Here is an 11,744-nt window from a genome sequence, read left to right on the forward strand (position 1 = left end):
AGGCTCCCACCACGGAGCAGACCCAGGCGCCGCGGGTCGCCTGGCCCGGATCATCGGCCCCGTCGTCGACGTCGAGTTCCCCCCGGGGCAGATGCCGGCGCTCTACAACCTGCTGAAGACCGAGGTCGAGATCGACGGGGAGACCAAGACCGTCAACCTCGAGGTCGCCCAGGACATCGGCGACAACATGGTCCGCGCCATCTCCTTGCAGCCGACCGACGGCCTGGTCCGCGGCGCGCAGGTGCAGGACACCGGCGGCCCGATCACCGTGCCCGTGGGCGACGTGACCCTGGGTCACGTCTTCAACGCCACCGGCGACGTGCTCGACCTGCCCGAGGGGGAGACCCTCGAGGTCAACGAGCGCTGGGGCATCCACCGCCAGGCCCCGGCCTTCGACCAGCTGGAGTCCAAGACCCAGATGTTCGAGACCGGCATCAAGGTCATCGACCTGCTGACTCCGTACGTCCAGGGCGGCAAGATCGGCCTGTTCGGCGGCGCCGGCGTCGGCAAGACGGTGCTCATCCAGGAGATGATCGCCCGCGTCGCCCGGGACCACGGTGGTGTGTCGGTCTTCGCCGGCGTCGGAGAGCGCACTCGTGAGGGCAACGACCTCATCGTCGAGATGGAGGAGGCCGGCGTCCTCGGCCAGACCGCGCTCGTCTTCGGCCAGATGGACGAGCCCCCCGGCACCCGGCTGCGGGTCGCGCTGTCCGCCCTGACGATGGCGGAGTACTTCCGCGACGTGCAGAAGCAGGACGTGCTGCTCTTCATCGACAACATCTTCCGCTTCACCCAGGCCGGCTCCGAGGTCTCGACGCTGCTCGGGCGTATGCCGTCCGCGGTGGGCTACCAGCCGAACCTCGCCGACGAGATGGGCACGCTGCAGGAGCGGATCACCTCGACCCGTGGTCACTCGATCACCTCGATGCAGGCGATCTACGTGCCGGCCGACGACTACACCGACCCGGCCCCGGCGACCACCTTCGCCCACCTGGACGCGACGACCGAGCTGTCCCGCCCGATCGCCTCGCAGGGCATCTACCCGGCCGTGGACCCGCTGACCTCGACCAGCCGGATCCTCGACCCGCGCTACATCACCCAGGAGCACTACGACACCGCGGTCCGGATCAAGTCGATCCTGCAGCGATACAAGGAGCTGCAGGACATCATCGCGATCCTCGGTATCGACGAGCTCTCCGAGGAGGACAAGATCCTCGTCGGCCGCGCCCGTCGCATCCAGCGGTTCCTGTCGCAGAACACCTACGTCGCCAAGCAGTTCACCGGTATCGAGGGCTCGACCGTGCCGCTGAGCGAGACCATCGAGGCCTTCACCAAGGTCGCGGACGGCGACTACGACCACCTCCCCGAGCAGGCCTTCTTCATGTGTGGTGGGCTCGAGGACGTCGAGCGGCAGGCGGCCGAGCTGGAGAAGAACAGCTGACCGCAGGCGCCACCGTCTGATCGTCACCGGACAGGCCTTGTGTCCCCCGCGCCGGGGGCACAAGGCCTGTCCAGTGCCCACCGAGCGCCGCGAATGGTTGCTCTCCTGCCCACCGAGCGCCGTGAATGGTTGCCGTGACCTCGAGGAGGCCCTGACCCATGTGGACCGTGCACGGTGACGGACACCGGATCGCCCCGGGCGAGGTGGTCGGGCCGCAGGAGCGGCTGGCCTGGCTGCCGACCGTCGGGATCGGGATGCAGCACGTGGTGGCGATGTTCGGCGCCACCTTCCTGGTGCCGCTCATCACCGGCTTCCCACCGAGCACGACCCTGCTCTTCAGCGGGCTCGGCACGATGCTCTTCCTGCTCGTCACGGCGGGCCAGGTGCCGTCCTACCTCGGGTCCAGCTTCGCCTTCCTGGCCCCGATCGCCGCAGCCCAGTCGCAGCACGGCCCGGCGGGCGCCCTGGGCGGGGTGGTCATGGCCGGTGTCGGCCTGGCGGCGGTCGGTCTGGTCGTCCAGCTCGTGGGGCACGGGTGGGTCGCCCGGCTCATGCCGCCGGTCGTCACCGGCGCGATCGTCGCGCTCATCGGGCTCAACCTCGCCCCGGCCGCCTGGGGCAATGTCGAGCAGGCCCCGGTGACGGCGCTGGCGACCCTCGTGGCGATCCTGCTCTGCACGGTCCTCTTCCGCGGGCTGCTCGGCCGGCTGTCGATCCTGCTCGGCGTGCTGCTCGGGTATGTCGTCGCCCTGCTCCGCGGCGAGGTCGACACCTCCGCGGTGGCCGAGGCGCGCTGGCTGGGCCTCCCGCCGCTCATGGCACCGGAGTTCCACCTCGGCGTGGTCGGGCTCTTCCTGCCCGTCGTGCTGGTCCTCGTCGCCGAGAACATCGGGCACGTCAAGTCGGTGGCGCAGATGACCGGGGACTCGGCCGACGCGCTCGACCACCTGCTGGGTCGCACCCTGCTCTCGGACGGCCTCGCGACCACGCTCGCCGGCGCGGTGGTGGTTCGGGGACGACGACCTATGCGGAGAACATCGGCGTGATGGCGGCGACCCGGGTCTACTCCACGGCGGCCTACTGGGTGGCCGCGCTGACAGCGGTCGCACTGGCCTTCCTGCCGAAGTTCGGGGCCCTCATCCAGACCGTGCCCGCGGGTGTCCTCGGTGGGGCGGCCACGGTGCTCTACGGCATGATCGGCGTCCTCGGGGTGAGGATCTGGGTTGAGCACCGGGTCGACTTCGGCAACCCGATCAACCTGGCGACGGCGGCGGTCGCCCTCGTCGTCGGGATCGCCAACTACACCTGGTCCGCCGGGGCCCTGACGTTCGAGGGCATCGCGCTCGGCACCGCCGCCGCACTCCTGGTCCACCACGGCATGCACGCGGTCAACCGGCTGACCCGGGCGGTCGAGACCGGACCGTCGGCCGGTGCCGAGGCCGCGGCGCGAGCCGGTAGACTCGACGACCGAACCACCCACCCGAAGGGACATCACTCGTGAGTGCACTGCAGGTCGAGCTCGTCGCCGCGGAACGCAAGGTCTGGGAGGGCGAGGCGTCGATGGTGAGCGCCCGCAGCATCGAGGGCGACCTCGGCATCCTGCCCGGTCACACCCCGGTGCTGGCGGTCCTGGTCGAGGGGCAGGTCCGCATCCAGACAGGTGGGTCGGCGCAGGAGGTCACCATCGACGGGGGATTCCTCTCCGTCGACGAGGACAAGGTGGTCATCGTCGCCGACCGGGTCGACGCCGGCTCGCTGGCCGCGAGCTGAGGGCATACCTGACCGTATGACCGCATCCCTCGTCCTGGTGCTCCTGGCCGTCGTCGGCGGCCTGGTCATCCTGGGACTGGGGCTGTTCTCCTTCCACCTGGCGGCGCAGCGCGGCAGCACCTGCCCGTCGATGCCCGCCGCCTACCGCGCCGGTGGCGACGCCGACGCCGAGTCTGACGGGTGGCGCCGGGGCACGCTGCGCTTCACCGAGGACCGCCTCTCCCTCAAGGGACGGGGTGGTCTGTCCGTCGGGCCGTGGATGCGTGGCAACCTCGACCTGGGCGTGGCCGGTCCGCTGGACCCGCAGGACGCCTCCGACCTCGGTGGGACCCACCTCATCCGGGTGCCGGTGCGCTACGGCACCGCACGCTTCGAGCTGGCACTCGGCGAGCAGCACTACACCGCGCTGCGCTCCTGGGTCGAGGCGGTCCCCCCGGGCTGGAACTCCCAGGTCGCCTAGGACTGCTCCCGGCCGCCGCCGGGCTGCCAGAGCACCTCGCCGGTGCCGGTCGTCGCTGCGACGCGGGCGAGGATGAAGAGCAGGTCGGAGAGCCGGTTGAGGTAGGTCGCGGTGAGTGGGTTGACTCCGCCCTCGCCCTTCTCCGCGCCCTCGCCCGAGGCTGGTCGCCGTACTCCCCGAGGGCTGCCCAGGTGGACCGCTCGGCGCGTCGGGCGACGGTGCGCGCCTGGTGGAGCAGGGCCGCCCCGGCCGAACCACCGGGCAGGACGAACGAGCGCAGCGTCGGCAGGTCGGCGTTGTAGCGGTCGCAGTCGGCCTCCAGCTCCTCGACCCACTCGGCCCGGACGCGCAGCGGCTCCCAGGGGTAGCTCGCCCGCAGCGGCATGCACAGGTCGGCCCCGACGTCGAAGAGGTCGTTCTGGATGCGGGCGAGGGTGCTCCGGATCTCCTCCGGAAGGTCACCGCAGGCCAGCGCGACCCCGATCACCGAGTTGGTCTCGTCGGTGTCCGCGTAGGCGGCCAGCCGCACGTCGGTCTTGGACGTCCGGCCGTTGTCGCCCAGCGCGGTGCTGCCGTCGTCGCCGGTGCGGGTGTAGATGCGCGTCAGGTTGACCATGACCCGCATGCTGTCACGCCCCGCTCCGCGTGGCTCAGGTGACCAGGGTCGCCGCGACCCGACGGTCGTCCGCCGCCGCCGTGAGCACGCCGTCCGGCGCCCGCAGGGCGGCGCCGACCCCGCCGAAGTACATCGAGCTCGGCGGGTGCTCGAACCGGGTCAGCCCGGCGGCGTCGAGGCTGGCGGCGATCGCCTCGTCGCTCTCGTGGTCGATCCGGGTGCTCCCGTCCTGCATCCGGCGCGGGTGCATCCGGGGGCGGTCCACCGCCGTCTGGAGGTCCTCGCCGTGCCGGGCCATGTGGGTGAGCACCTGGGCCAGTGCCGTCGTGATCCGGTCGGCGCCGGGGGTGCCGATGGCCAGGACCGCGCCGTCGTCGCGGCGGGCGGTCGTCGGGGCCATGTTGGAGGCGAGCCGGGTGCCGGGTGCCAGCGCGTGCAGGCCGAGCCGGTTGAGCTCCAGCTCGCCGAGGGAGTTGTTGGCGACCAGGCCGGTGCCCTGGATCGTCATGCCCGAGCCGTAGCCCGCCGACGCGGTGAGCGCGCACGCCATACCGTCGCCGTCCACCACCGACACGTGTGCGGTCGAGGGCGAGGTCGGCAGCCCGGTCGCCCCGATCTGGTGCAGCGTCTGCAGCAGCTCGGCGCCGGCGGCCTCGAGGTCCTCGGCGGTGTCGATCCGGTCCAGCCGGATGTCGAGCACCTCCTTCATCACCAGCGCGGCCTGGGCCGGCTCGATCTCGCCGCTGGTCGCCCCCAGCAGCCGCAGCAGCGCGGTGAGCACCGGGCCGCCGATCGACGGCGGAGGGTTGCAGCCGAGGTCCCACGGGCCGAGGCGGCTGCGCAGGGCGGTCCGGACGACCGGTTGGTATGCCTCGAGGTCGGCGAGCGAGAGCAGGCCGCCGCGCTCGCGCATGTCGGCGTCGATCGCCCGGGCGACGTCCCCGCGGTAGGCCGTGGCGGCGCCCTCGGCGCCGAGGTGCTCCAGGGTGTCGGCGAGCACGGGGTCGGCGACGTGGTGCCCGACCGGCGGTGGTCCGCCGTCCACGGTGAGCAGCGCGCGGGTCGCCGGGTCCCAGGCCAGGATCGTGTCGGTCACGAGGACGAGGTAGGACTGCGCGGTGCGGCCCAGCGGGTAGCCGCGGCGCGCGGCGTCGGCCGCGGGCTGCATGAGCTCGGACCAGGGCGCGGCACCGAAGCGCTGGTGCGCCCAGCCCATGGCCGCGAGCATCCCCGGGGTGGCGACCGAGCCGGGTCCGACGTAGGTGACCATGCCGCCGCCGTAGTCGGAGGCGGCCTCGATGAGCCCGGCCCCGCGGACGTCGGCGCTCATGCCGCGGCCGGGCATCTCGACGTTGCCGTCGACGACCACCGGGTCCGCGCCGTCGGCCCACACGTTGATGAAGCACCCGCCGAGCGTGGAGATGACGCCCGGCTCGGTCACCGTGGCGGTCATCATCGCTGCCACCGCCGCGTCCACCGCGGTGCCGCCGGAGTCCAGGGCGTGCCGGGCGGCCTCGGTGGCGTAGGTGTTGGGGGCGGCGATCGCGGCGGGACGGGTCACGGTCCGATTGTGCCGCAGGGCGAGGGTGCTCCCGCCGGAGCCACTCCGAGCCCGGGCCGGCGGCTCTGGCAGGGTGTGCGGCGTGACGACTGCTCCCGCGCGGCCCGTGGACGGGGCCACCCCGTCCCGCGTCGGCAGGGTGGCGGTCGTGGTGGCCGTGCTCGCGGCCGGCTGCGGCTGGGCGCTCGTGCTCCGCCACGGCTTCCCGCACGGCGACGACGTCCTGCACGCGATGGCCGGCCAGCGGCCGGGCGACGTGCGGACGGTGGAGGGCTGGCTGGCGTCGTGGCACTTCGACTACTCCTGGCGCAACGGCCGCGCGGCCGACGCGGTGGCCCGTCTGATCCTGCTCGGGGGCCGCCCCGGGGCCGCCGTGGTCGGGACGCTCGTCATGGTGCTCATGGGGCTGGCCACCTGGCCCTGGCTGCGGATGGCCGGCGGGTCCCGGCGCCTCGTCGCGTCCTGGGCGGCCCTCGGGCTGGCGCTACCCTTCCTCGCCGTCCAGGCGCACTCCTGGCTGACCGGCGAGGGCCTGCTGTGGGTGTCCGGCCTGGCCAACTACCCGCTCGCGACGCTGTCCTTCCTCGTCGCCGCCGCGGCCGTCAGCGGCGCGCTGCGCGGGCGGGGCGCCTGGCTGGCACTCCCCGTGGTCCTGTATGCCCACATCGGCCACGAGGTGTCGGCCGTCGCGACCCTCGTGGTCACCCTGCTGGCGCTCGCGCTGCGCCGGCCCGGCCGTGGGCAGCGGGGCACCTGGGCCGCAGTGGTCGTCTCCCTCGCCGCTTCGCCGTCCTGGCCACCGCCCCCGGGCTGTGGCGCCGGACCACCGAGGAGGACCTCGTGCTGCCGCTGCTGCAGACGCTGTCGCGGACCACGCTGATGTTCGCCTCCCTCACCCTCGGCTGGTGGCTGGTCCTCGGGACCCTGGCGGTGGTCGGCGCCGTGCTCGCCGGGCGCGGCACCCGCTGGGTCGCCGTCGTGACCGGCCTGGCCGCCTGGGTCGCGCTGTGGCTCGTCCGCCGCCGGTGGCCCCGGCTCGCCGACCTCTGCGCCGACGCCGACACCGCCGTCCCGGCGACCGCCCTCGCCGTGCTCACCATCTGCGCCGCCGCGGTGCTCCCGGTGAGCGTGCTGGCCCTGACCGTCCACGCGTGGGGGGTGCGGGCGGCATACCCCGTCCTGGCGCTGACCGGTGCGGCCGTGGTGGCGGCCGGCGTGCCGATCGTGGCGTCGGTGTGCGGGCAGCGCGCGTTCTTCCTGCCGACCACGGCGCTGGTGCTGGCCGCCGGTTGTGCGCTGCGGCTCGTCCTCGGTGCGCTGGCGGACCGCGGGGTCCGTGGGGAGCGTGCCGCCCGCTCGCTGCTCGTGCTCGGCGTGCTCGGCGCGGTCGTCTCGGCGGGCGCCTACGTCGCGGTCACCTCCTCCCGGGCGGCCCGCAACGCCGCGGCCTACGACGCCTTCGTGACCGAGGTCGAGGCGGCGCGGTCCGCCGGCTCCGGGGAGGTCGTCGTGCCCGAGCTGCCGGAGGAGGGGTATGCCTACCGCCGCGCCTTCTACCTCGCGCGCTACGCCTGCGACCTCCGCCACTTCTACGACCTGCCGACGGGGTCCTGCTGACCGACCCCGAGCGCCGCGATGACCGCGCGACCACCCGGACGACCGGCTGCGAGACGACCTGGCAGCGCACCCTCAGTCGGGCGGGGCAGCGGGCTGCTCCCGACCAGCCGTGAGGACGTAGCGGGTCAGGACGAAGGTCAGCGGCACCGCGGCGATGCCCATGATCAGGGTGGCGTAGCGCTCGTCCACGCCGGCGGCCTCGACCAGCAGCACCGAGCCCACCGTCGTGAACGTCAGGTTGACCACGGTCGTGAGGGGGTAGGCGAGGAAGCGGCGCCAGGTGGGGCGCACCCCGAAGGTGAACAGGCTGTTGGCGAAGAAGGAGAAGACCACCGCCCCGGACCAGCCGAGCAGGTGCGCCGGGACATAGGGCATACCCAGCAGGAGCAGGCGGTAGAGCAGGTAGTAGACCGCCGTGTTGGCGACCCCCACCAGCACGAAGCGCAGCAGCGACCTCATCCGACCCCGCCGGTGCCGTCGTCACTGCCTCCGTCCTCGTGCCGGATGACCTCTTGCACGAGGTAGCTCGGACGGGCCTTGACCTCCTGGTAGATCCGGCCGACGTACTCGCCCATGACGCCCACGGCGAGCAGCTGGACGCCGGACAGGCCGGTGATGACCGCGATCGTCGTGATGTAGCCGGGCTGGGTGACGCCGTGCAGCAGGTAGCCGACGAGCAGCCAGACCAGGTAGGCCACGGCCGCCAGGACGGCCCAGCCGCCGAGGTGCATGAGCAGGCGCAGCGGACGGGTGTTGAAGGCCAGCGCCCCGTCGATCCCGTAGTTGAGCAGCGAGCGCAGCGTCCAGGCCGACCGGCCCTCGCCGCGCGAGACGTTGCGGTAGCTCACCGTCGCGGTGGGGAAGCCGACCCAGGAGAAGAGCCCCTTGGAGAAGCGGTTGCGCTCGGGCAGCGCGAGCAGTGCGTCGAGGAACGCCCTGCTCATGACCCGGAAGTCGCCTACGCCGTCCTGGATGCGGACGGTCTCGATGAGGCCGTTGATCAGCCGGTAGTAGAGCCGGGAGAGCACCGAGCGCACGAAGGGGTCCTCGGCGCGGTCGCGGCGGGCCACGACCTGCTCGGCGTCGGTCGTCGTGAGCAGGGTGTACATCGAGGCCAGCAGCTCGGGCGGGTGTTGCAGGTCGCCGTCGAGGAGCGCGACCGCGTCCCCGGTGGCCGCCCGCAGCCCCGCGAGCATCGCGGCCTCCTTGCCGAAGTTGCGCGACAGCCGCAGCACCACGGTGGAGGGGTCGGTGTCGGCGAGCCCCCGGGCGAGGTCCAGCGTGGCGTCGGTCGAGCCGTCGTCGACGAGCACCACCTCGAGCCCTCCCTGGCCCAGGCCCAGGCCCGCGGCGACCTCGTGCAGCCGGCCGTGCAGCTCGACCAGGGTGCCTCCTCGTTGAGGCACGGGACCACGACGGACAGGGCAGGCATGCCGCTCACGCTAGCTCAGAAGAGACGGGCCTCGGCGTCGTCCAGCCCGCGCAGCGCCTCGTAGTCGAGGGTGACGCAGCGGATGCCGCGGTCGCCCGCGAGCACCCGCGCCTGCGGCTTGATGAGCTGCGCCGCGAAGACCCCCTCGACCGGGGCCAGGTGGGGGTCCCGGTTGAGCAGCTCGAGGTAGCGGGTGAGCTGCTCGACCCCGTCGATGTCGCCGCGACGCTTGATCTCGACGGCGATCGTGGCGCCGTCGGCGTCCCGGCACAGGATGTCGACCGGCCCGATGGCCGTCGGGTACTCCCGCCGCAGCAGCGTGTAGCCGTCGCCGAGGGTGCCGATGTGCTCGGCGAGCAGCGCCTGCAGCTGGGCCTCCACGCCGTCCTTGACCAGGCCCGGGTCGATGCCCAGGTCGTGGCTGGTGTCGGAGAGCACCTCGTGGATCTTCACCCGCAGCGTGTCCTCGCGCTTGGCGTGCGAGACCTGCCAGACCTGCTCCACGCCCTGCTCGGCCTCGACCTCGTCCGGCTCGGTCGTGGCCATCGCGCACGGCGGCGCCATCCAGTTGAGCGGCTTGTAGGACCCGCCGTCGGAGTGGATGAGGACCGACCCGTCGGCCTTGACCATGAGCAGCCGGGTGGCCAGCGGCAGATGGGCCTCGAGGGCCCCGTGGTAGTCCACCGAGCACCGGGCGATGACGACGCGCACGGGCCTCACCCTAGCCGTCGGGACGCGTGACATGATCGCGGTATGCGTCAGATCACCACGGTCGGGGTCATCGGGCTGGGCACCATGGGTGCGGGCATCGTCGAGGTCTTCGCGAGAGGGGGGCTGGAGGTCGTCGGGGTGGAGACCACCGAGGAGCTCGCCGAGCGCGGGCGGGGGATCCTGCAGGCCTCGACCGACCGGGCGGTGGCCAAGGGCAGGCTCGACGAGGCCGAGCAGAGCGAGATCCTGGGGCGCGTCACGATCACCACCCGGATGGAGGACCTCGCCCCGGCCGACCTGGTCGTGGAGGCGGTGCCCGAGGTCATGGACCTCAAGCACCAGGTGTTCTCCACCCTCGACGGCATCGTCGCGCAGGACGCCGTCCTGGCCTCCAACACCTCCAGCCTGTCCATCACCGCGATCGCGGCGGGCACGGCCCACCCCGAGCGGGTCGTCGGCATGCACTTCTTCAACCCCGCGCCGGTGCTCAAGCTGGTCGAGGTCATCACGACCGTGCGCACCGAGGACTCGGTGCGGGACGGGGTGGTCGAGCTCTCCGAGCGGATCGGCAAGCGACCGGTGGTGGTCGCCGACCGCGCCGGCTTCGTCGCCAACTACCTGCTGTTCGGCTACTTCGTCTCCGCGCTGCGGATGCTGGAGCAGGGGCACGTGTCGCGCGAGGACCTCGACACCGCGATGCGGGTCGGCGCCGGCCTGCCGATGGGCCCGTGCACCCTCATGGACCTCGTCGGGCTGGACGTCTGTCACCACATCGGCGACGTCATCTATGCCCACAGCCGCAGCCCCATGCACGCGCCGAGCGCGATGCTGGAGCGGATGGTCACCGCCGGCCTGCTCGGCCGCAAGAGCGGAGCGGGCTTCTACACCTACGCCAAGCCCGGCAGCGGGCAGGTCGTGCCGGACACCGACGACGGGCCTGCGCCGGCAACAGCCGCGGTCTCGGCGGTCGGCGTGGTCGGCGCCGGGGAGATCGCCGATGAGCTGGTCTCCCGGCTGCGCGACGGAGGGTATGCCGTGACCCAGGTCTCCGACCCGCAGGACACCGAGGAGCTGCGGGGTCTGGCGGACGTCGGGGTCGTCGTCGAGGCGCACCAGATCGAGGCCGCCGGGGCGCTGGGCGAGGAGGAGACCGGGTCGCGCCCGCGCCGGTGCCGGGGCAGGAGCTCTGGGAGGTCCTGGGCGAGATCTGCGGCCCGGAGACCGTGCTGACCACCGTCAACGAGGACCTCGCCGTGGCCGTCGGCGCGCTGTCCGGGCGACCCGAGAAGGCCGCGGTGCTGCGCATCCACGCGCCGACCGGCAACGGCCAGGCCGTGGAGATCGGGCGCTCGAGCGCGACCGACGACGCCACGGTCGCCACGCTGCGCGCCCTGGTCACCAGCATCGGTGCCGAGCCGGTCGTCTGCCGGGACCGCCCGGGCCTGGTGGTGGACGCCCTCCTCATGCCGCACCTCATGGACGCCGTCCGGATGCTCGACGAGGGCTATGCCGGCGTGGCCGACATCGACACCGCGCTGCAGCACGGGCTGGGCTACCCCGTCGGACCGTTCGCGATGATCGACCAGATCGGGGCCGAGGAGGTCCTCACCGTGTGCGAGGAGCTCACCGAGGCTGGAGGACTGCCCCGCGAGTCGGTCGAGCCCTCCCCGCTGCTCATCGAGCACGTGCTGCTCGACCGTCCGTTCACGGGCTGAGCGTGCCCCGGTCCAACCGGCCGCGCCGCGGGGGCAGACCCCGGCGCCCGGCCGGGGCGGGTGGCGGGGGAGGTGGCCTGCCGCCGCGCCGCGGGCCCGAGGAGGTCCGCTACGCCGGGCAGGTCTGGGCGGTGCGGCAGGTCCGCCCCAACGACAGCGGCCGGAGCTACCGCTGCCCGGGCTGCCAGCAGGAGGTCGGCGCCGGCGTCGCGCATACCGTCGCCTGGCCGGTCGACGGGATGCAGCAGGCGGAGAACCGGCGGCACTGGCACACCGTCTGCTGGTCCGCCCGCGAGCGCGGCCGTCCCGGCGGCTCCTTCGCCTAGGAGGGCGCTGAACAAGGCGCGATCGCGGGGCGGGTTTGGCGTGAAGGGGCTGGCGGAGCGCCACCAGGGCCGTCTTGCGGCGGTGGGGTCAGCAC

12 protein-coding genes and 2 pseudogenes are annotated in these 11,744 nt (G+C 73.0%); 9 read left to right on the forward strand and 5 right to left on the reverse strand.

Features of this window, described 5'->3' with window-relative positions; translation table 11 throughout:
* Nucleotides 1-91: 91 nt before the first annotated feature.
* The 4 genes and pseudogenes from atpD (at nucleotide 92) to BJF80_RS00495 (ending at nucleotide 3,671) form a co-directional block, all read left to right on the forward strand.
* The gene (gene atpD / locus BJF80_RS00480; protein WP_414899260.1) at nucleotides 92-1,441 is read left to right on the forward strand and encodes a F0F1 ATP synthase subunit beta; all 1,350 of its coding nucleotides are present in this window, start codon (nucleotides 92-94) and stop codon (nucleotides 1,439-1,441) included.
* Between the two features lie 158 nt (nucleotides 1,442-1,599).
* A pseudogene (locus tag BJF80_RS00485) lies at nucleotides 1,600-2,942 on the forward strand (uracil-xanthine permease family protein).
* Complete coding sequence (locus BJF80_RS00490; RefSeq protein ID WP_075810800.1) at nucleotides 2,939-3,211, forward strand: F0F1 ATP synthase subunit epsilon; 273 nt, start codon at nucleotides 2,939-2,941, stop codon at nucleotides 3,209-3,211. The pseudogene BJF80_RS00485 and the gene BJF80_RS00490 overlap by 4 nt, the downstream one beginning before the upstream one ends.
* Nucleotides 3,212-3,227: 16 nt before the next feature.
* Nucleotides 3,228-3,671: a DUF2550 family protein gene (locus tag BJF80_RS00495; protein ID WP_075810801.1), complete on the forward strand. Its 444-nt coding sequence runs from the start codon at nucleotides 3,228-3,230 to the stop codon at nucleotides 3,669-3,671.
* On the opposite strand, the pseudogene BJF80_RS00500 reads toward BJF80_RS00495, so the two are convergent.
* Nucleotides 3,668-4,287 (reverse strand): annotated as a pseudogene (locus BJF80_RS00500) (cob(I)yrinic acid a,c-diamide adenosyltransferase). The gene BJF80_RS00495 and the pseudogene BJF80_RS00500 overlap by 4 nt on opposite strands.
* A 34-nt stretch (nucleotides 4,288-4,321) precedes the next feature.
* Nucleotides 4,322-5,848, reverse strand: coding sequence for a gamma-glutamyltransferase (locus BJF80_RS00505; RefSeq protein ID WP_075810802.1), 1,527 nt, complete (start codon nucleotides 5,846-5,848; stop codon nucleotides 4,322-4,324).
* 82 nt (nucleotides 5,849-5,930) lie between these two features.
* Here BJF80_RS00505 and BJF80_RS18040 point away from each other — a divergent pair, with 82 nt between their 5' ends.
* Together BJF80_RS18040 and BJF80_RS18045 are read left to right on the forward strand one after the other, a co-directional pair.
* The gene (locus tag BJF80_RS18040; protein WP_143553917.1) at nucleotides 5,931-6,728 is read left to right on the forward strand and encodes a hypothetical protein; all 798 of its coding nucleotides are present in this window, start codon (nucleotides 5,931-5,933) and stop codon (nucleotides 6,726-6,728) included.
* A complete protein-coding gene (locus BJF80_RS18045) occupies nucleotides 6,689-7,465 on the forward strand; it encodes a hypothetical protein (RefSeq protein WP_075810804.1) in 777 nt (258 codons plus the stop codon). The genes BJF80_RS18040 and BJF80_RS18045 overlap by 40 nt, the downstream gene beginning before the upstream one ends.
* Before the next feature lie 72 nt (nucleotides 7,466-7,537).
* On the opposite strand, the gene BJF80_RS00520 is transcribed toward BJF80_RS18045, so the two are convergent.
* The 3 genes from BJF80_RS00520 to nucS are packed head-to-tail and all read right to left on the reverse strand — an operon-like array spanning nucleotide 7,538 to nucleotide 9,608.
* Entirely contained in the window at nucleotides 7,538-7,924 is a 387-nt protein-coding gene (locus BJF80_RS00520) for a GtrA family protein (protein WP_075810805.1), read from the reverse strand.
* Nucleotides 7,921-8,871, reverse strand: a complete 951-nt coding sequence (locus tag BJF80_RS00525) for a glycosyltransferase family 2 protein (RefSeq protein ID WP_202817119.1) — start codon at nucleotides 8,869-8,871, stop codon at nucleotides 7,921-7,923. Before BJF80_RS00525 ends, BJF80_RS00520 begins: the two co-directional genes overlap by 4 nt.
* A 41-nt stretch (nucleotides 8,872-8,912) precedes the next feature.
* A complete protein-coding gene (gene nucS / locus BJF80_RS00530) occupies nucleotides 8,913-9,608 on the reverse strand; it encodes an endonuclease NucS (RefSeq protein WP_022924383.1) in 696 nt (231 codons plus the stop codon).
* Nucleotides 9,609-9,650: 42 nt separating this feature from the next.
* Here nucS and BJF80_RS00535 point away from each other — a divergent pair, with 42 nt between their 5' ends.
* The 3 genes from BJF80_RS00535 to BJF80_RS00540 are packed head-to-tail and all read left to right on the forward strand — an operon-like array spanning nucleotide 9,651 to nucleotide 11,649.
* Nucleotides 9,651-10,838: a 3-hydroxyacyl-CoA dehydrogenase family protein gene (locus BJF80_RS00535; RefSeq protein ID WP_083673363.1), complete on the forward strand. Its 1,188-nt coding sequence runs from the start codon at nucleotides 9,651-9,653 to the stop codon at nucleotides 10,836-10,838.
* Nucleotides 10,778-11,323, forward strand: coding sequence for a 3-hydroxyacyl-CoA dehydrogenase family protein (locus tag BJF80_RS17395; RefSeq protein ID WP_083673364.1), 546 nt, complete (start codon nucleotides 10,778-10,780; stop codon nucleotides 11,321-11,323). The genes BJF80_RS00535 and BJF80_RS17395 overlap by 61 nt, the downstream gene beginning before the upstream one ends.
* A 2-nt stretch (nucleotides 11,324-11,325) precedes the next feature.
* A complete protein-coding gene (locus tag BJF80_RS00540; protein WP_075810806.1) occupies nucleotides 11,326-11,649 on the forward strand; it encodes an Rv1322 family protein in 324 nt (107 codons plus the stop codon).
* Nucleotides 11,650-11,744: the final 95 nt, after the last annotated feature.

This window comes from Serinicoccus sp. CUA-874 (assembly GCF_001942225.1).
Lineage (GTDB): Bacteria > Actinomycetota > Actinomycetes > Actinomycetales > Dermatophilaceae > Ornithinicoccus > Ornithinicoccus marinus.